Origin of the sequence: Pseudomonas fluorescens (genome assembly GCF_018614655.1) — a bacterium.
Classification (GTDB): domain Bacteria; phylum Pseudomonadota; class Gammaproteobacteria; order Pseudomonadales; family Pseudomonadaceae; genus Aquipseudomonas; species Aquipseudomonas fluorescens_BX.
The window spans coordinates 420420-440196 of the sequence record NZ_JAGGOG010000004.1 but is presented as its reverse complement, the minus strand read 5'-3'; the positions used below and the strand labels follow the sequence as shown (position 1 = coordinate 440196).

Here is a 19777-nt window from a genome sequence, read left to right as displayed (position 1 = left end):
GGCTTGCTCGCGAATCGGATGTATCAGTCGATATCTCCAGTGACTGACACTCCGCATTCGCGAGCAAGCCCGCTCCCACATTTTGACCTGTGCTTACTTCAGGTCGGCGTCGCGAAATTCAGCCTGAACTGTTGCGGCGTCACTCCCAGCCGGCGGTTGAACACGCTGCGCATGTGTTGGGCATCACGGAACCCGCATTGATAGGCCACCGTTTTCAGCGGTGCGCTGCCGCTTTCCAGCAGCACCCGCGCCGCATCCACCCGCGCCCGCTCGACAAACTCCGCCGGGGTAATCTGTGCTTCTCGGGCAAACACCCGGGAGAAATTGCGCGCGCTCATGTTCGCCGCGCTGGCCAGGTCGGCGATGGTCAAATCCCCCGTCAGGTTCGCCAACACATACAACTGCACCAGGGCCACCGCCGAGGTCGATTCGGCATGCGGAGTCAGGAAGGGACTGAACTGCGATTGCCCGCCCGAACGCTGGGTGAACACCACCAGGCGCTTGGCCACGCTGAGGGCCACTTCCGGGCCGTGATCCTGGGCCAGCAAATACAGTGACAGATCGATGCCCGCCGTCACCCCGGCGGAGGTGTAGAGGTTACCGTCCTGCACGTAGAGCCGGTCGGCTTCCACTCGAGCCAACGGGCACAAACTCGTCAGGGCGGCGGCATCACCCCAATGGGTGGTGACGGTGCGGCCGTCCAGCAAACCGGCGCGGGCGAGCATGAAGGCACCGTTGCAGATCGAGCCAAAACGCTTGGCCCTGGCGCTGGCTTCGCGCAACCACTCATCGAACACCCGGCCGAAATCCAGGAATGGCAGTTGTGGCCCGCCGGCCATCAACAGCAAGTCATACGGCTGCAGGGCTTCGCTGAAATGCCGATGGGCCTGCAAGGACAACCCGTTGGAACAGGCCATGCTGCCGTGATCCAGGCCAAGCACCTCCAACTGGTAGTGATCCTCTGGCGGCAGAAAACGGTTGGCCTCGCAGAACACATCCATGGGGCCGGTCACGTCCAACGACTGGACGCCGGGGAAGATCAGGATGGCGACGGTTTTGCCCATGAGTAGAGACACCTTTTTCTAACTGAATAAACACAAACCTCTGTGAGAGCTGGCTTGTCGGATCGCCGCACCGCTGCGATGCAAACGACTCGGTACATCAGGTATACCGAGGTGATGCTATCGTAGCGGTGCGGCGATCCGACAAGCCAGCTCCCACACTAGACCGCACATGGCACGATATCGCGGCACATTGGCCGGGATCGCACCCTCGCCGCGATGGCCCCCTCGCGGGCACGCGAGCAGACTGGACTCATCAGCGCCAACCCGGCGCTTTCTTGAGGATAACGACCATGAGCACCACCATTGCCGGCATCAAGATCCCGGACAGCGCCTTGGCCAAAGCCACCACAGAATACATCCGCGACATCGAATCCGACCTGCTGTACCACCACTCCCGCCGGGTATTTCTGTTCGGTGCCTTGAGCGGTGAGCGCCAGCAACTGAGCTACAACCCGGAGTTGCTGTACGTCGGCGCGATGTTCCATGACCTCGGCTTGGTGGAAGGTCACCGCAGTGATGACGAGCGCTTTGAAGTGGATGGCGCCAACGCCGCTGCTGACTTCCTCAAGCCTTACGGGTTGAGCGATGACGATATCGAGCAGGTCTGGTTGTCCATCGCCCTGCACACAACCCCGGGCGTGCCCAAGCATCTGCGCCCGACCGTGGCCTTGCTGACGGCTGGCGTGGAAATGGACGTGCTGGGCATGGAGTACGCGGCCTTTACTCAGGTGCAGCGCGAAGCCGTGGTGCATGCGCATCCACGCGGTGAAGGGTTCAAGGAGTGCATCATCTGCGCGTTTGCCGACGGCTTGCGCCATCGCCCGCAGACCACGTTTGGCAACGTGAAGACCGATGTGCTGGTGGATCAGGAGCCGGGGTTCAAGCCGATGAACTTTGTCGAGGTGATTCGTAAGTCGCCTTGGGTAGCTTAACCCGCTTGGAATGCAATCAAATGTGGGAGCGAGCAAGCCCGCTCCCACATTTTGATCCGGTTTCTTCAGGCAGACCTGTTTAGACCGGGGCTTGCGCCCGACGCGCATCCGGCTGTTTCCAGCTATCAGCCGCCGCTTCTTCGATCGCTTGCTGGATCGCTTTCTTGCGCAGCTCTTCGGCACGACGGCTGAAGAACCATACGCAGAAGGTCACCAACGACACCGCCAGCAGAATCAAGCTGGCCACGGCGTTGATCTCCGGTTTAACCCCCAGACGCACCGCCGAGAACACTTCCATCGGCAAGGTCGTGGAACCCGGCCCAGACACAAAGCTGGCCAATACCAGGTCATCCAGGGACAGTGCGAAGGACATCATCCCACCCGCTGCCAGGGACGGCGCGATCATCGGAATGGTGATCAGGAAGAACACCTTCCACGGCCGCGCACCCAAGTCCATCGCCGCTTCTTCAATCGACAGGTCCAGCTCACGCAAGCGCGCCGACACCACCACCGCCACATACGCCGCACAGAACGTCGTGTGGGCAATCCAGATGGTGACGATGCCACGCTCCTGGGGCCAACCGATCATCTGCGCCATGGCCACAAACAGCAGCAACAGCGACAGACCGGTGATCACTTCAGGCATTACCAGCGGCGCAGTCACCAGGCCGCCAAACAGCGTACGGCCCTTGAAGTGGCTGATGCGCGTCAGCACAAACGCCGCCAGGGTACCCAACGCCACCGCCGCCACCGCCGTGTAGCAGGCGATTTCCAGGGAGCGGGCCACCGAGCCCATCAATTGGCTGTTGTCCAGCAGGCCCACGTACCACTTGATCGACCAGCCGCCCCACACCGTCACCAGTTTGGATTCGTTGAACGAGTAGATCACCAGGATCAGCATCGGCAGGTAGATGAACAACAACCCCGCCACCAGCATGAAGCTTGAGAAACTGACGCGCTTCATATCTTGCCCTCCATCTCTTTGGCTTGGCTGCGGTTGAACAGGATGATCGGCACGATCAGGATCGCCAGCATCACCACCGCCAGGGCAGACGCCACCGGCCAGTCACGGTTGTTGAAGAATTCTTGCCACAACACTTTACCGATCATCAGGGTTTCCGGACCGCCCAGCAGTTCCGGGATCACGAACTCGCCCACCACCGGGATAAACACCAGCATGCAGCCGGCAATGATGCCGTTCTTGGACAGCGGCACGGTGATTTTCCAGAAGCTGTTGAAGGTGCTCGACCCCAAGTCCGATGCGGCTTCCAGCAGGCTCTGGTCATGTTTGACCAGGTTGGCGTACAGCGGCAGGATCATGAACGGCAGGTAGGAATACACCACGCCGATATACACCGCGATATTGGTGTTGAGGATCTGCAACGGCTCGTTGATCAGCCCCATGGACATCAGGAAGCCGTTGAGCAAGCCGTTGTTGCTGAGGATGCCCATCCACGCATAGACGCGGATCAGGATCGCCGTCCAGGTCGGCATCATGATCAGCAGCACCAGCACGGTCTGCATTTCCTTGCGGGCACTGGCGATGGCGTAGGCCATCGGGTAGCCGATCAGCAGGCACAACACCGTGCTGAAAAACGCCATCTTCAGCGAGCCCAGGTACGCAGCGATGTACAACTCGTCATCGCCCAGCATCGCGTAGTTGGCCAGGTTGAGCACCAACTGCAGTTTCTGCTCAACGAAGGTATAGATCTCGGTGTAAGGCGGGATCGCTACGTCGGCTTCGGCAAAGCTGATCTTCAAGACGATGAAGAACGGCAGCATGAAGAACAGGAACAACCAGAGGAAAGGGATCCCGATGACCACATGCCGGCCACCGGGGGTTATTCGTTGCAACTGGCGCTTGAGCTTCTTCATGTTCATGAGCGCAGTACCACGCCGCTGTCGTCTTCCCACCACACGTAGACCTGGTCGCCCCAAGTAGGCCGTGCGCCACGACGTTCGGCGTTGGCGACAAAGGATTGCACCAGCTTGCCGCTCGGCAGTTCAACGTAGAACACCGAATGCCCGCCCAAGTAGGCGATGTCGTGGACCTTGCCGCTGGACCAGTTGTATTCGCAGGTCGGCATGTCGGCGGTCACCAGCAGTTTTTCCGGACGGATCGCGTAGGTCACCGATTTGTCCTGCACCGAGGTGCTGATGCCGTGGCCCACGTAGATATTGCGGTCCAGGTCCTTGCAGGTGATGGTCGCGTGACCTTCGGCATCATCGATCACTTCACCTTCGAAGATGTTGACGTTACCGATGAACTCGCACACCAGGCGACTGGTAGGGGTTTCATAGATATCGATCGGGCTGCCGATCTGGGCGATCCAGCCCAGGTGCATGATCGCGATACGCTCGGCCATGGTCATGGCCTCTTCCTGGTCGTGGGTCACCATCACGCAGGTCACGCCGACGCGCTCGATGATTTCGACCAGTTCAAGCTGCATCTGCGAACGCAGCTTCTTGTCCAGTGCGCCCATCGGCTCATCCAGCAGCAACAGCTTCGGACGCTTGGCCAGGGAACGCGCCAGTGCTACCCGCTGGCGTTGACCGCCAGACAGTTGGTGCGGCTTGCGCTTGGCGTACTGGCTCATCTGCACCAGCTTGAGCATCTCGGCCACACGGGCGTCGACCTCAGACTTGGGAATCTTGTCCTGCTGCAAGCCAAACGCGATGTTCTGGGCCACGGTCATGTGGGGGAACAAGGCGTAGGATTGGAACATCATGTTGATCGGCCGCTCGTAGGGCGGCATGTCGGTGATGTCCACACCGTCGAGGTAAATGCGTCCTTCCGTTGGGCGCTCGAAGCCTGCGAGCATGCGCAGCAAGGTGGATTTGCCCGAACCTGACCCGCCGAGCAAGGCGAAGATCTCGCCTTTCTTGATTTCCAGGGACACATCGTCCACGGCGATCGTCTCGTCGAATTTTTTCGTGACCCGGTCGATTTTGACCAACACCTTTTTCGGTGTCTGGTCGCCCTCGAGGGCTTTCTTATAGGCGCCGGAGGCAACTGCCATTTACGAAACTCCCAAAAAAAAGAGTGCAGCTCGCCCAATACGGGCAAACCTTGGATAGTTTGAGCTTTAAGCCTTACATGCCCGTCTTGACCTTGGTCCAGCTACGGGTCATCAAACGTTGCACTTTCGGGGGTAACTCGAAGTTGACAAAAGTCCGGTCGAGAACCGCCTGCGGTGGGTAAACCGCTTCGTCGGTGCGTATCGATTGCTCCATCAGTTTGTCCGCCCCTGGATTAGGGTTGGCGTAACCGACGTAATCACTGACCTGAGCGATCACTTCAGGTTGCAGTAAATAGTTGATGAAGGCGTGGGCCTCTTTGACGTTGGTGGAGTCCGCCGGGATAGCCAGCACGTCGAACCAGAGGTTGCCGCCTTCTTTGGGAATCGCGTAGGCGATGTTCACGCCTTTACCTGCATCGCTTGCGCGAGCCTTGGCCTGGAATACATCCCCGGAGAAACCGGCAGCCACGCAGATGTTGCCGTTGGCCAGGTCAGAGATGTATTTGGAAGAATGGAAGTAGGTCACGTAAGGACGCACGGTCAGCAGTTTCTCTTCAGCCTTTTTGTAGTCGTCCGGGTTTTCGCTGTTGGGGTTCAAGCCCATGTAGTTGAGGACCGCCGGCAGCATTTCATCCGCCGAGTCCATAAAGGACACGCCGCAACTGGCCAGCTTCTTCATGTTTTCCGGCTCGAACAGCACGGCCCAGGAATCGATCTTGTCGACACCCAGCACTTCTTTGACCTTATCGACGTTGTAACCAATGCCGTTGGTGCCCCACAGATAGGGAACGGCGTACTGGTTGCCCGGGTCGTTCTTTTCCAGGCGCTTGAGCAACGCCGGGTCAAGGTTGGAATAATTAGTCAGCAGCGACTTGTCGATCTTCTGGAACGCCCCGGCCTTGATCTGCTTGCCGAGGAAATGGTTGGACGGCACCACCACGTCATAACCGGTACGGCCGGCCAGGAGTTTGCCTTCCAGGGTTTCGTTGGAATCGAACACGTCATAGACGGGCTTGATGCCGGTGGCCTTTTCAAAGTTGGCCAGGGTGTCGGGGCCGATATAGTCCGACCAGTTATAAACATGCACGGTCGGCGCGGCCTGCACGCTGACAGCCAGCGTGATACCTGCACCCACCAGCAAGGCTTTGCGAAATAAAGAAATTGGCAAGTGGATGTCCTCTTGAATAGTTGGGCCCAAGTTGCCCGGGTCGCACGGTAGTAAAGCCGCTCGACTTTTAAACCGGCGCGCAACTTACCCTCGATAAACCAATCCGGCAAAACTTTTATGTAATTCAAATTCCCTGTAGCCGCTGCCGAAGGCTGCGATCGGCGGCGAAGCCGACGCGGCCCTTAAGATTGCCGGGACCCTTCGGGCCCATCGCAGCCTGGCGGCAGCGGCTACAGAGGTGTTATTTGCCCGATTTGATCTTGGTCCAGCTGCGCGTCATTTCACGCTGAGTTGCAGCGGGCAAGTCAGCAATGGCGTACAGCTTGGCTTGCACATCAGCCGGCGGGTAGATGCCCGGGTCGCTGGTAATGCTCTTGTCCACCAGCGGGGTTGCCTTCTCGTTACCGTTCGGGAAGCGCACGCTGTCGGTAATCTTGGCCATGACCTCCGGCTGGAGCAGGTAGTTCATGAATGCATAGGCGGCGTCGACGTTTTCGGCATCTTTAGGGATGGCGACCATGTCGTAGAAGCTGCCAGCACCTTCTTTGGGAATATCGTAGGCAACCTTGACCTTGCCACCGGCTTCGGCAGCACGGGATTTGGCCTGCTGGATGTCACCCGAGTAACCGACGGCTACGCAGATGTTGCCGTTGGCCAGGTCGGAGATGTACTTGGACGAGTGGAAGTAGCCGATCGAAGGACGCAGTTTGAGGAACAGTGCCTCGGCTTGCTTGAGGTCTTCTTTCTTCTGGGTGTCGGTCGGCAGGCCCAGGTAATGCAGCGCCACCGGCAGCATTTCGGTTGGCGAATCGAGGAAGCTCACACCGCAGCTCTTGAGCTTGGCGATGTTTTCTGGCTTGAGCAGTACATCCCAGGAATCGATCTTGTCGACGCCCAGTGCAGCCTTGACCTTCTCCGGGTTGTAGCCGATGCCGATGGAGCCCCACATGTAAGGGAAGGCGTGCTTGTTGTCCGGGTCGCTGATGGACACGGCTTTAAGCAGCGATTTGTTCAGGTTGTCGTAGTTAGGCAACTTGGACTTGTCCAGCTCCTGGTAAACGCCAGCCTTGATCTGCTTGGCCAGGAAGTTGTTCGACGGTACGACGATGTCATAACCGGATTTGCCGGCCAGCAACTTGGCTTCCAGGGTCTCGTTGCTGTCGAACACGTCGTAGACCACCTTGATCCCGGACTCTTTTTCAAAGTTCGCGATGGTGTCCGGTGCGATGTAGTCGGACCAGTTATAGACGTGCAGCACTTTGCCGTCGGCCTGTGCCGCGCCCGCCATCGCCCCCATCAGGGACAAGGCCAGCAGGGTCTTGCCAGCGTTCTTCAAACCTAATGCCTTCATTCGGTCATGCTCCAATTTTTCTTTTTTGGGCCACGTTCTTTATCTATACAGCTGCAGTGTTCAGTGGCCCGTCGAAGGGCAACAAAACAGGGCGACAGTCTGGCAAGTTCCTGGGCCGGCTTTCAACCAAAGCTCCACTTTTATAACGCCCCAGACGGAGCGCCCAACGGCGGCTCCGGTCTGAGCCTAGCACTTAGCCCTGCAATGCCGCCAAAGTCAGATCAAGGCAGTGGCGCGCCTTGGTCACCAACTCGTCAATCTCGGCCTTGGTGATCACCAGCGGCGGCGAAATGATCATGGTGTCGCCAACGGCGCGCATGATCAGGCCGTTATCGAAGCAGAACGTGCGGCAAATCATGCCAACGCCACGGCCTTCATAACGCTTGCGCGTTGCCTTGTCCTGCACCAGCTCAATCGCCCCCAGCATGCCAACACCGCGCACTTCACCCACCAGCGGGTGATCGGCAAGCTCGCGTAGACGCTTCTGCAAATAGGGTGCCGTTTCGTCGTGAACGCGGCTGACGATTTTTTCATCGCGCATGATGCGGATGTTTTCCAGGGCGACCGCAGCGGCCACCGGGTGACCGGAATAGGTGAAGCCGTGGTTGAAATCACCGCCTTCATTCAGGACCGCAACCACTTCGTCACGCACGATCAGGCCACCCATCGGGATATAGCCCGAGGTCAGGCCTTTGGCGATGGTCATCATGTCAGGCTTGAGGTCGTAGAAATCGCTGCCGAACCACTCACCGGTACGGCCAAAACCACAGATCACTTCATCGGCGACGAACAGGATGTCGTACTTGGCGAGGATTTCCTTGATGCGCGGCCAGTAGCTGTCTGGCGGCACGATCACGCCGCCGGCGCCCTGGATCGGCTCGGCAATAAACGCACCGACGTTGTCCACGCCCAGTTCCAGAATCTTCTCTTCCAGCTGGTTGGCAGCCCAGATCCCGAACGCTTCCGGGCTCATGTCGCCGCCTTCGCCGAACCAGTAAGGCTGAGCGATGTGGACGATGCCCGGGATCGGCAAGTCGCCCTGTTCATGCATATACGTCATGCCGCCCAGGCTGGCGCCGGCCACGGTTGAGCCGTGGTAGCCATTCTTGCGGCTGATGATGGTTTTCTTGTTCGGCTGGCCTTTGATCGCCCAATAGTGGCGGACCATACGCAGCATGGTGTCGTTGCCTTCAGAACCGGAACCGGTGAAAAACACATGGTTCATGCCTGCCGGGGCGATGTCGGAAATGGCTTTGGCCAGTTCCAATACCGGCGGGTGGGCGGTCTGGAAGAACAGGTTGTAGTAAGGCAGCTCTTTCATCTGCTTGGCGGCGGCATCAGCCAGTTCATCGCGACCGTAACCGATCGCCACGCACCACAGGCCGGCCATGCCGTCGAGGATCTTGTTGCCTTCGCTGTCCCACAGGTAAACACCGTGGGCTTTGGTAATGATGCGCGGGCCTTTCTCTTTCAATTGCTTGAAGTCGCTGAACGGCGCCAGGTGGTGATCATTGCTCAAGGCTTGCCATTCACGGGTTTGCGGGTTGTTGCTAGTCATACCAATCTCCAAAAGTAGCAGGTGAAGGTGCGGCGTCTGACGGCCGCACCCGGCGCATCAGACGGCAAAGAGCAGGAATTCCCGCTCCCACGAACTGATCACGCGCTTGAAGTTCTCATGCTCGGCCCGCTTGACCGCGACGTAGCCTGTGATGAATTTTTGACCCAGGTATTTCTCGATGGTCTTGCTGTTTTCCATGCGTTCCAGGGCGTCTTCGATGGTCAACGGCAGGCGCAGGTTGCGTCGCTCGTAACCACGACCGACTACCGGCGCGCTTGGGTTGATGGCTTCGACCATGCCGATGTAGCCGCACAACAGGCTGGCGGCAATCGCCAGGTACGGGTTGGCGTCAGCACCCGGCAGGCGGTTTTCCACCCGGCGGTTTTGCGGGCCCGCATCCGGTACCCGCAGGCCGACGGTACGGTTTTCTTCGCCCCACTCCACGTTCACCGGTGCCGAAGTGTCCGGCAGGAAGCGGCGGAACGAGTTGACGTTGGGCGCGAACAGCGGCAACAGCTCGGGGATAAACTTTTGCAGGCCGCCGATGTGGTGCAGGAACAGTTCGCTCTTGGAACCGTCTTCATTAGAGAAGACGTTCTTGCCAGTGGCGATGTCGATGATGCTCTGGTGCAGGTGCATGGCGCTGCCGGGCTCGCCGGTCATGGGCTTGGCCATGAAAGTGGCCGCCACGTTGTGCTTGAGCGCCGCTTCACGCATGGTGCGCTTGAACACCAGGATCTGGTCGGCCAGGGACAGCGCATCGCCGTGACGGAAGTTGATTTCCATCTGCGCCGTGCCGTCCTCGTGGATCAGCGTGTCGAGGTCCAGCTCCTGCAGTTCGCACCAGTCGTAAACGTCTTCAAACAACGGGTCAAATTCGTTGGCTGCTTCTATAGAGAAGGACTGGCGACCGGTTTCCGGGCGCCCGGAACGGCCGATCGGCGGCTGCAGCGGGAAGTCCGGGTCTTCACAACGCTTGGTCAGGTAGAACTCCATCTCCGGCGCCACGATGGGCTGCCAACCTTTGTCGGCATAGAGCTTGAGAACTTTCTTGAGCACGTTGCGCGGCGACAGCTCGATCGGGTTGCCTTGCTTGTCGTAGGTGTCGTGGATCACCTGGGCCGTAGGCTCGATGGCCCAGGGCACCAGGAATACGGCGTTCTCGTCCGGGCGGCAGATCATGTCGATGTCAGCCGGGTCGAGCAGTTCGTAATAGATGTCGTCTTCGACATAGTCGCCGGTCACGGTCTGCAACAGAACGCTCTCGGGCAGGCGCATGCCTTTTTCGGCGATGAACTTGTTGGTCGGCGAGATCTTGCCCCGGGTGATACCGGTGAGGTCGCCAATCATGCATTCGACTTCTGTGATCTTGTGGTCTTTCAACCAATCGGTGAGCTGGTCGAGGTTGTTACTCATAAATGCCTCTGGGCTGTGTTTCCTGACGTCCATTAAAGGTCAGGCGTTAGTTGACGCAGTATCCGCGTCGCGTTGCATCGCCCGCTTTCGACAGGCATTGCCAAATGCCTGGAAGATCGCGAGGTAGTGCGGGTTAGAGCTTACCTGCCATTCGGGGTGCCATTGCACTCCTAAAGCAAAAGCCTTGCCTTGAGTGACGGAAAACGCCTCGATCAACCCGTCGGGCGCCGTGGCTTCCACTTGCAGGCCAGGTGCCAGGCGATCAACACCCTGCCCATGAATCGAATTGACCTGGATCGTGTCCGGCAAACCCAGGCTTGCCAATACCCCATTCGGGGAGATCGTCACCGGGTGCGCCGGGCCGTACTGGATTTCCACCGGCTGGGTGTCGTCTTCACGGTGATCCATCATGCCCGGCACTTCGTGAACCTTCTGGTACAGGCTGCCGCCGAAAGCCACGTTCATCTCCTGGAAACCACGGCAAATCCCCAGCACCGGAACGCCTGCCAACAGGGCGGCGCGGATCAACGGCAAGGTGGTTTGGTCCCGTGCAGGATCATGAGCAGTCCCGGGCGCACTGGCCGGACCGTCGTAATGAAAAGGTTCGATATTGGAAGGAGAGCCGGTAAAGAGAATGCCGTCCAGCCCGTCAAGAATATTGGCCGGGTCGAGCAAGTCCGCCAAAGACGGAATAATCAATGGCAAGCCCTTGGCAGCGGTGGCCACTGCACGGACGTATTTGTCGCCACTGATGTGATAAGCATGCAGACCGACCTGTTTGGAGCAGGCGGTGACGCCGATTAACGGCAGGCGAGACATGAAGCACCCCGGTATTATTGCTGTTATGGGTTTGAATCGAGCTTAGCCTTGTTCATTTTTTTACACAACACCCCCGTAAAAAATACAACACGGCCCGCTCAAGCGTGCAGGGTCCAAGTCCCTCAAACACAAAAAAACGCCCCAAAAAGCCTCAAAAATGCCCTCAGGGTGCTTTTTTAGGGCAAAAAAGGCCTCGCTTGACTTCGGCATGCCGTTCGGGTTGACTGAAACCCGAAGAGATCAATGATTGATATTTTTAACAACAAAGGTGTTGCATCATGTCGGTACCCCCGCGTGCCGTTCAGCTTAATGAAGCGAACGCGTTCCTTAAGGATCATCCTGAGGTTCTGTACGTAGACCTTCTAATTGCGGATATGAATGGTGTGGTGCGCGGTAAGCGCATCGAACGCACCAGCCTCCACAAGGTTTACGAGAAAGGCATCAACCTGCCTGCCTCTCTATTTGCCCTGGATATCAATGGCTCGACGGTGGAAAGCACCGGTCTGGGTCTGGATATCGGTGATGCTGACCGAATCTGCTATCCAATCCCTGACACCCTGTGCAATGAACCTTGGCAAAAGCGCCCAACCGCGCAATTGCTGATGACCATGCACGAACTCGAAGGTGAACCTTTCTTCGCCGATCCTCGCGAAGTGCTCCGCCAAGTTGTAAGCAAATTTGACGACCTCGGTCTGACCATCTGCGCCGCATTCGAGCTGGAGTTCTACCTGATTGACCAGGAGAACGTGAATGGCCGGCCACAACCGCCCCGCTCGCCGATCTCCGGCAAACGCCCGCACTCGACACAGGTCTACCTGATCGACGACCTCGACGAATACGTCGACTGCCTCCAGGACATTCTGGAAGGTGCAAAAGAGCAAGGCATCCCTGCCGACGCCATCGTCAAGGAAAGTGCCCCGGCGCAGTTCGAAGTGAACCTGCACCACGTTGCCGACCCTATAAAGGCCTGCGACTACGCGGTACTGCTCAAGCGTCTGATCAAGAACATCGCCTACGACCATGAGATGGACACCACCTTCATGGCCAAGCCTTACCCAGGCCAGGCAGGCAACGGTTTGCACGTACACATTTCGATCCTGGACAAGGACGGCAAGAACATCTTTGCCAGCGAGGATCCCGAGCAGAACGCCGCATTGCGTCACGCGATCGGCGGTGTGCTGGAGACCCTACCCGCCCAAATGGCGTTCCTGTGCCCTAACGTCAACTCCTACCGTCGTTTCGGCGCACAGTTCTACGTGCCGAACTCGCCGTGCTGGGGGCTGGATAACCGTACCGTGGCGATTCGCGTACCGACCGGCTCGTCCGACGCCGTACGTATCGAACACCGTGTGGCCGGCGCCGATGCCAACCCTTACCTGCTGATGGCTTCGGTCCTGGCGGGCGTGCACCACGGCCTGACCAACAAGATCGAACCGGGTGCTCCGGTGGAAGGCAACAGCTACGAACAGAACGAGCAAAGCCTGCCGAACAACCTGCGCGATGCCCTGCGCGAGTTGGACGACAGTGAGGTGATGGCCAAGTACATCGATCCTAAGTACATCGATATCTTCGTCGCCTGTAAGGAAAGTGAGCTGGAAGAGTTTGAACACTCCATCTCCGACCTTGAGTACAACTGGTACCTGCATACCGTGTAAACGGTTTCGGCAATAAAAGGAACGCCGCAGGCTTTAGCTGTGGCGAGCGGGCTTGCCCGCGTTGGGCCGCGAAGCGGCCCCAACTCCTTTGAGCTGACCCCCATCAAGATTACGGCTATACCCCGAGGGCTGCTACGCAGCCCAACGCGGGCAAGTCCGCTCGCCACAAAAGCCCCTCACCCCGGTATGGACCATCCCCAAGCTCTGCGTACAATGCCCGCTGCCTTGTAGGAGACATCCATGACAACCCGCCCCGCCGCCCCTCGCAAACCCCGCGCCCGTAGCCAGGCCCGGATCGACGCGATCCTCGACGCCGCCCGCACCTTGCTAGCCGCCGAAGGCGTGGCCAGTCTGTCGATCTACAGCGTGGCTGAACGGGCGCAGATTCCGCCGTCGTCGGTGTACCACTTCTTCGCCAGCGTGCCGGCGTTGCTGCAAGCGCTGACCGCTGACGTCCACGCCGCGTTCCGCGCCGCCTTGCAAGCCCCTATCGACCACGCAACACTCAACCACTGGCGTGATCTGTCTCGCGTTGTAGAGCAGCGCATGCTCGGCATTTACAGCAAGGACGCCGCCGCTCGCCAGTTGATCCTTGCCCAGCACGGCCTGACCGAAGTGACACAGGCCGACCGCCAGCATGATCTGGAACTAGGCAACCTGATGTTTGAGGTGTTCAACCAGCACTTCGAAGTGCCGACCTTGCCCACCGACGTCGACGTCTTCGCCTTGGCCCTGGAGCTGAGCGACCGTGTCTATGCACGTTCGGTTCATCAGCATGGGCAGATCATCCCGCGCATGGCAGAGGAAGGAATGCGGGTGTTTGATGCATATGTGGGACTTTATTTGCCGGCGTTTTTGCCTAAGCGGGTGGCGGCGCTCTGAGTGATGTGTTGCCTGTTCTGGCCTCTTCGCGAGCAAGCCCGCTCCCACATTTTGACTTGCGAATACATTCAAATGTGGGAGCGGGCTTGCTCGCGAAAGCGATCTCAAGAACAACAAAAACCCCGGCAGGCTTTCACCATCGGGGTTTTGCGCAACACACCGATCACAACTTGGCGATCGACACTTCGGTGGATTTCACGAAGGCGATCACTTCACTGCCGATCACCAGCTCCAACTCTTTCACCGAGCGCGTGGTAATGACCGACGTCACGATGCCGGACGCCGTCTGCACGTCGATTTCCGACAGCACGTCGCCTTCGACGATTTCCTTGATGGTGCCTTTGAACTGGTTACGCACGTTGATGGCTTTAATAGTCATGGTCTTCTTCCTTCAGGGGGCAGGTGAGTTATTGAGCCCAACGCAATTGCGTAGGCAGTGGTGAAACAGGTTCGGGTTCCGGCGGGGTGCCAGGCAGCAACAGCACACGGTTAAGCACTTCGGTTTCCAGAGCCGCCAGGCGATGGGAGCCACGGACTCGCGGGCGTGGCAGTTCGACGTGCAGATCGAGGCCGATTTCGCCGTCTTCGATCAGAATCACCCGATCAGCAATGGCCACGGCTTCGCTGACATCGTGGGTCACCAACAGCACCGTGAAGCCGTGCTTGCGCCAGAGGTTCTCGATCAGTTGCTGCATCTCGATCCGGGTCAGGGCGTCCAGCGCTCCCAGCGGTTCGTCCAACAGCAATAAGCGCGGTTGGTGAATCAAGGCGCGCGCCAGGGCAACGCGCTGTTTCTGGCCACCGGACAACGCCGCCGGCCACTCATCGGCACGTTCGGCCAGACCGACCGCTTCCAGCGCTTCCAAAGCCTGGGGACGCCAGTTGCCCTTGAGCCCCAGGCCGACGTTGTCGATGATCTTTTTCCACGGCAGCAGGCGCGCTTCCTGGAACATCAGCCGCGTGTCTTCAATGGCCTCGCTCAGCGGCGCAGAGCCGGCGAGCAATTCACCGCCGCTGGCTTTATCCAGACCGGCCAGCAGGCGCAGCAACGTGCTTTTGCCACAGCCACTACGGCCGACGACCGCAACGAATTGGCCCGCCGGAATATGCAGATCAATGTCCTTCAGCACTTCACGAGCGCCAAAAGACTTGCGCAACTTGCGCACCGCCAGCGGAATACCCTGCAGCAGGCGTGGAGGTTGTTGAGCGGTCATGCCGCACCTCCTTTACTCACTTGATAGGCCGGGTGCCAACGCAGCCAGACTCGTTCCAAGCCGCGAGCCGCGAGGTCCGCCAGCTTGCCGAGTACGGCGTACAGCACAATCGCCAGCACTACAACGTCGGTTTGCAGGAACTCACGGGCATTCATCGCCAAATAACCGATGCCGGAACTGGCCGAGATGGTTTCCGCAACGATCAACGTCAGCCACATGAAGCCCAAGGCAAAGCGCACGCCCACCAGGATCGAAGGCAAAGCGCCCGGCAGGATCACCTGGCGAAACAGGCTGAAACCGGACAAGCCATAACTGCGAGCCATTTCCACCAGTGCCGGATCGACGTTGCGGATGCCGTGATAGGTGTTGAGGTAAATCGGGAACAGCGTGCCGAGGGCGACCAGGAAAATCTTCGCCGTTTCGTCGATGCCGAACCACAGGATCACCAGCGGAATCAGCGCCAGGTGTGGCACGTTACGGATCATCTGCACTGAACTGTCCAGCAGGCGCTCGCCCCAGGTCGACAGGCCGGTGATAAAGCCCAGTGCCAGGCCGATACCGCCACCGATCACAAATCCCAGGCCGGCACGCCAACCGCTGATCGCCAGGTGGGTCCAGATTTCACCGCTGCGGACCAGGTTGACGCCCGCTTCGATCACCGCGCTGGGGGCGGGCAGAATGCGTGTCGACAACCAGCCGGCCGACACCGACAACTGCCACACCGCCAGCAACAGGACCGGCAGCGCCCAAGGCGCCAGTCGATGGCTTAGCTTTTCAAGGTTCATGGCGGCGCCTCAGCTCTGGGACGCAGCTTTGGGAAGGATATCGTTGGCCACCATCTCGCCGAACGGGCTCACATAGCCGGCGCTTTTTGGAAGCTCCGGACGTTCGATGTCCAGGTGCGGAAACAGTAACTCGGCCACCCGATATGACTCTTCCAGGTGTGGATAACCGGAGAAGATAAAGGTGTCGATGCCCAGGTCCGCGTATTCCTTGACTCGCGCGGCCACGGTCGGACCATCGCCCACCAGCGCCGTACCGGCACCGCCACGTACCAGACCTACGCCCGCCCACAGGTTGGGGCTGACTTCCAGGTTATCGCGGCTACCACCATGCAAGGCGGCCATGCGCTGCTGGCCTACCGAGTCAAAACGCGCCAGGGAGGCCTGGGCGCGGGCGATGGTTTCATCGTCCACATGGGAGATCAGTTTGTCGGCGGCTTGCCAGGCTTCGGCGTTGGTCTCACGCACGATCACATGCAGGCGAATGCCGAAACGCACAGTGCGCCCGAACTTGGCGGCCTTGGCACGAACCTGTTCGATCTTTTCCGCCACGGCAGCCGGCGGTTCGCCCCAGGTCAGGACCATTTCCACCTGTTCGGCTGCCAGGTCCTGGGCCGCTTCGGAGGAGCCACCGAAATACAGCGGCGGACGTGGTTGCTGGATCGGCGGGTAAAGCAATTTGGCGCCTTTGACGCTGATGTGCTGGCCGTCGTAGTCGACGGTTTCGCCTTCCAGCACGCGGCGCCAGATGCGGGTGAATTCCACCGAGGCCTGATAACGCTCTTCATGGCTCAAGAACAAACCGTCGCCAGCCAATTCTTCCGGATCACCACCGGTGACCAGATTGAACAACGCGCGGCCGCCCGACAGGCGATCCAGCGTTGCCGCCTGACGCGCCGCCACCGTCGGGGAAATGATCCCGGGGCGCAGCGCGACAAGGAATTTCAGCCGCTGGGTCACTGGAATCAGCGACGCCGCCACCAGCCACGAATCTTCGCAAGAGCGCCCGGTGGGAATCAGCACCCCACCGAAACCCAGACGATCCGCCGCCTGGGCCACTTGCTGCAAATAACCGTGATCGACAGCGCGAGCGCCTTCGGCGGTGCCAAGGTAATGGCCGTCACCGTGAGTAGGCAGAAACCAGAAAATATTGAGGCTCATGGAGTTGTCTCCTGAAGAAGTCGGATTACGGCGCGTTGGCAACGGCGGCGGGCGGGGTCCAGATCACGTCCTTGATGCTCAAGGGTTTCGGGATCAATTTGAGTTGGTAGAAGCTGTCGGCGATTTTCTGTTGCGCGGCCACCACTTCCGGGGTCAGGAACAACGCGCCGTAGCCTTGGCGTTTCACTGAGGTCAGCGTGATGTCAGCCGGCAGGCCGAGCAGCGGTGCGACTTGGGCGGTGACTTCTTCCGGGTTGGCCTTGGACCATTCACCTACGGCACGCACCTCTTCCACCAGGGCCTTGATCACTTCAGGATGTTTTTCGGCGTAAGGCTTGGTGGCCAGATAGAACTGATGGTTGTCAGCGATGCCGGTGCCGTCACGCAGGGTACGGGCTTGCAGTTGTTTCTCGGCGGCCGCCTGGTACGGGTCCCAGATCACCCAGGCGTCGACACTGCCACGCTCGAACGCAGCGCGAGCATCGGCGGGCGGCAGGAATACGGTCTGCACGTCGGTATATTTCAGGCCCGCGTCTTCCAGGGCGCGCACCAGCAAGTAGTGAACGTTGGAACCTTTGTTGAGGACGATTTTTTTGCCCTTGAGGTCCTGTACCGATTTGATCGGCGAATCCTTGGGCACCAGGATCGCCTCACTGGTGGGTGCTGGCGGTTCGTAGGCGACGTAGAGCAAATCGGCGCCAGCCGCTTGCGCGAATACCGGCGGGGTTTCGCCGGTCACGCCGAAGTCGATGGAGCCGACGTTCAGCCCTTCCAGCAACTGCGGGCCACCGGGAAACTCGGTCCACTGCACTTGCACGCCCTGCTCGGCCAGGCGCTTTTCCAGCGAGCCCTTGGCCTTGAGCAGCACCAGGGTGCCGTATTTCTGATAGCCGATACGCAGGGTTTCGGCCGCTTGAGCTTGAACAATGGCGCCGAAGGACACAGCCGCAGCAAACAGTGCGACCAGACCACGACGCAAGATGACAGTGCGCATGGCGCTCTCCAAATATGCGATTAGGGTATTGGCTGCACCTGCTTGGCCGTTGGCGGCTGAGTAAGGTGAGTGTTTCTAAATCAGGGCGAAGCTCAGATGCTCCAACGAGCGCTCAACAAACGTTCATTCAACACATGCGGATCAAGAGGTTTCGGCCGGCGGGCCATGGCGCTGTAGAGCTGCTCCAGGGCCTCGCTCAGGCGTTGCTCGAGGATCGGCACCAGTTGCGCCTGGACGCTGCCTTCGCCATAAGCGATCTGGCTGTCTTCAGCGAAAATCCCGTGCAGCAATTCCTGGGCTTTCAGCGCCGAGAGCACCGGCTTCAAGGCGTAGTCCACCGCCAGCATGTGGGCGATGCTGCCGCCGGTGGCCATGGGCAATACCACTTTGTGGGCCAGGGCACGCTCGGGCAGCAGGTCGAGCAGGGTTTTCAGGGCACCGGAAAACGAAGCCTTGTACACCGGCGTGGCGATCACCAGGCCGTCGGCGTTGGCCACTTGTTGCAGCAGGTCGATGACTTTCGGGCTGTCGAAACGTGCATGTAGCAAGTCTTCAGCCGGGAAGTCCCGTATCTGATAACTCACCACCTCCACGCCCTGCTGCTGCAACCAGCGCCGGGAATGCTCCAGCAAGACCCCGGAGCGGGAACGTTGGCTGGGACTGCCACCAAGTGTTACGACCAGCATGTAGGAAATTCCTTGAGCAAGTGTCGGCGGTTCGCTATGTGGCGATGGCGCCAAGATGGAACAGACCATATCAGCAGATTTATATATCTATAAATCTTATTTATTCATTTGTTTATTCCTTAAGTGAATATACAGATCTGTAATCACCAGGCGAAAAAAAAGGCCGTCGAAACGGCCTGAAAACCCCTGCTTTGTATGCGCTAAATGCGCTCAACTTGTGGGAGCGGGCTTGCTCGCGAAGGCGGCATGTCAGTCGATGCAGATGTTGACTGACCTGCCGCCTTCGCGAGCAAGCCCGCTCCCACATTGATCCGGTTCCAACAGTTGGATGTGTGTTAACGATTGGGTTGAGGCGTCAGCCGCAGATACGGCTTCACGGCCCGATACCCCTTCGGAAAGCGCTTCTTGATCTCTTCCTCATCCTTGAGCGACGGCACGATCACTACTTCATCACCGTCCTGCCAATTGGCCGGGGTGGCGACTTTGTAGTTGTCGGTCAGCTGCAATGAGTCAATGACCCGCAAGATTTCGTGGAAATTGCGGCCGGTGCTGGCCGGGTAGGTGATGGTCAGGCGCACCTTCTTGTTCGGATCGATCACGAACAGGGAACGCACGGTGAGGGTGTCGTTGGCGTTCGGGTGGATCAGGTCGTACAGATCAGAGACCTTGCGATCGGCATCGGCCAGGATCGGGAAGTTGACCACGGTGTTCTGGGTCTCGTTGATGTCTTCAATCCACTTGTGGTGCGAATCCACCGGGTCCACCGAGAGGGCGATGGCCTTGACGCCGCGCTTGGCGAATTCGTCCTTGAGTTTGGCGGTGAAGCCAAGCTCTGTGGTGCACACCGGAGTGAAGTCCGCCGGGTGGGAAAACAGCACACCCCAGCTATCGCCCAGCCATTCGTGGAAACGAATCTTGCCGGCGCTGGAATCCTGTTCAAAGTCGGGGGCGATGTCGCCCAGTCTTAGGCTCATGGGTGTGGCTCCTGGTGGGTGCTTATGGAGCCCACTGTGCCTGCATACCGAATTATTTAAAAAGAATAAATATCGATTTATTTAGACGATAAAGGAATATT

19 protein-coding genes are annotated in these 19777 nt (G+C 59.0%); 3 read left to right on the top strand and 16 right to left on the bottom strand.

Annotated elements, in window-relative coordinates:
• Positions 1-98 precede the first annotated feature (98 nt).
• Entirely contained in the window at positions 99-1064 is a 966-nt protein-coding gene (locus J7E41_RS06900; protein WP_214991124.1) for a GlxA family transcriptional regulator, read from the bottom strand.
• Positions 1065-1354: 290 nt separating this feature from the next.
• Between J7E41_RS06900 and J7E41_RS06895 the strand changes: the two genes are divergently transcribed.
• Positions 1355-1996 carry an HD domain-containing protein gene (locus J7E41_RS06895; protein ID WP_214991122.1) on the top strand — a complete coding sequence of 214 codons (642 nt, stop codon included), beginning with the start codon at positions 1355-1357 and terminating at the stop codon, positions 1994-1996.
• 79 nt (positions 1997-2075) lie between these two features.
• On the opposite strand, the gene J7E41_RS06890 is transcribed toward J7E41_RS06895, so the two are convergent.
• From J7E41_RS06890 to J7E41_RS06855, 8 genes are all read right to left on the bottom strand, one after another.
• Complete coding sequence (locus J7E41_RS06890; protein ID WP_214991120.1) at positions 2076-2960, bottom strand: ABC transporter permease subunit; 885 nt, start codon at positions 2958-2960, stop codon at positions 2076-2078.
• The gene (locus J7E41_RS06885; RefSeq protein WP_169356887.1) at positions 2957-3877 is read right to left on the bottom strand and encodes an ABC transporter permease subunit; all 921 of its coding nucleotides are present in this window, start codon (positions 3875-3877) and stop codon (positions 2957-2959) included. The genes J7E41_RS06890 and J7E41_RS06885 overlap by 4 nt, the downstream gene beginning before the upstream one ends.
• Positions 3874-5016, bottom strand: coding sequence for an ABC transporter ATP-binding protein (locus J7E41_RS06880; protein WP_214991118.1), 1143 nt, complete (start codon positions 5014-5016; stop codon positions 3874-3876). Before J7E41_RS06880 ends, J7E41_RS06885 begins: the two co-directional genes overlap by 4 nt.
• A 73-nt stretch (positions 5017-5089) precedes the next feature.
• A complete protein-coding gene (locus tag J7E41_RS06875) occupies positions 5090-6184 on the bottom strand; it encodes a polyamine ABC transporter substrate-binding protein (RefSeq protein ID WP_214991116.1) in 1095 nt (364 codons plus the stop codon).
• A gap of 241 nt (positions 6185-6425) precedes the next feature.
• Positions 6426-7520, bottom strand: coding sequence for a polyamine ABC transporter substrate-binding protein (locus J7E41_RS06870; protein ID WP_214991388.1), 1095 nt, complete (start codon positions 7518-7520; stop codon positions 6426-6428).
• 208 nt (positions 7521-7728) lie between these two features.
• Positions 7729-9093: an aspartate aminotransferase family protein gene (locus tag J7E41_RS06865; protein ID WP_214991114.1), complete on the bottom strand. Its 1365-nt coding sequence runs from the start codon at positions 9091-9093 to the stop codon at positions 7729-7731.
• 57 nt (positions 9094-9150) lie between these two features.
• On the bottom strand, positions 9151-10509 hold the full coding sequence (locus J7E41_RS06860; RefSeq protein ID WP_214991112.1) for a glutamine synthetase family protein: 1359 nt from the start codon (positions 10507-10509) through the stop codon (positions 9151-9153).
• Positions 10510-10548: 39 nt separating this feature from the next.
• Complete coding sequence (locus J7E41_RS06855) at positions 10549-11328, bottom strand: gamma-glutamyl-gamma-aminobutyrate hydrolase family protein (protein WP_214991110.1); 780 nt, start codon at positions 11326-11328, stop codon at positions 10549-10551.
• Between the two features lie 278 nt (positions 11329-11606).
• Here J7E41_RS06855 and J7E41_RS06850 point away from each other — a divergent pair, with 278 nt between their 5' ends.
• Positions 11607-12983 (top strand): glutamine synthetase family protein, encoded by a 1377-nt coding sequence (locus J7E41_RS06850; RefSeq protein ID WP_003213894.1) that lies wholly within the window; start codon positions 11607-11609, stop codon positions 12981-12983.
• A gap of 240 nt (positions 12984-13223) precedes the next feature.
• On the top strand, positions 13224-13865 hold the full coding sequence (locus tag J7E41_RS06845; protein WP_214991109.1) for a TetR/AcrR family transcriptional regulator: 642 nt from the start codon (positions 13224-13226) through the stop codon (positions 13863-13865).
• Between the two features lie 163 nt (positions 13866-14028).
• Here the strand turns inward: J7E41_RS06845 and J7E41_RS06840 are convergent, their stop codons facing one another.
• From J7E41_RS06840 to J7E41_RS06810, 7 genes are all read right to left on the bottom strand, one after another.
• The gene (locus J7E41_RS06840) at positions 14029-14244 is read right to left on the bottom strand and encodes a TOBE domain-containing protein (protein WP_003213899.1); all 216 of its coding nucleotides are present in this window, start codon (positions 14242-14244) and stop codon (positions 14029-14031) included.
• Positions 14245-14272: 28 nt separating this feature from the next.
• Complete coding sequence (gene ssuB, locus J7E41_RS06835; protein ID WP_214991107.1) at positions 14273-15079, bottom strand: aliphatic sulfonates ABC transporter ATP-binding protein; 807 nt, start codon at positions 15077-15079, stop codon at positions 14273-14275.
• The gene (ssuC, locus tag J7E41_RS06830; RefSeq protein WP_214991105.1) at positions 15076-15864 is read right to left on the bottom strand and encodes an aliphatic sulfonate ABC transporter permease SsuC; all 789 of its coding nucleotides are present in this window, start codon (positions 15862-15864) and stop codon (positions 15076-15078) included. The genes ssuB and ssuC overlap by 4 nt, the downstream gene beginning before the upstream one ends.
• 9 nt (positions 15865-15873) lie before the next feature.
• Complete coding sequence (gene ssuD / locus J7E41_RS06825) at positions 15874-17022, bottom strand: FMNH2-dependent alkanesulfonate monooxygenase (protein WP_214991103.1); 1149 nt, start codon at positions 17020-17022, stop codon at positions 15874-15876.
• 25 nt (positions 17023-17047) lie between these two features.
• Positions 17048-18016 carry a sulfonate ABC transporter substrate-binding protein gene (locus tag J7E41_RS06820; RefSeq protein ID WP_214991101.1) on the bottom strand — a complete coding sequence of 323 codons (969 nt, stop codon included), beginning with the start codon at positions 18014-18016 and terminating at the stop codon, positions 17048-17050.
• 92 nt (positions 18017-18108) lie between these two features.
• Complete coding sequence (ssuE, locus tag J7E41_RS06815; RefSeq protein WP_214991099.1) at positions 18109-18702, bottom strand: NADPH-dependent FMN reductase; 594 nt, start codon at positions 18700-18702, stop codon at positions 18109-18111.
• 335 nt (positions 18703-19037) lie between these two features.
• On the bottom strand, positions 19038-19676 hold the full coding sequence (locus J7E41_RS06810) for a peroxiredoxin (protein ID WP_155583640.1): 639 nt from the start codon (positions 19674-19676) through the stop codon (positions 19038-19040).
• Positions 19677-19777: the final 101 nt, after the last annotated feature.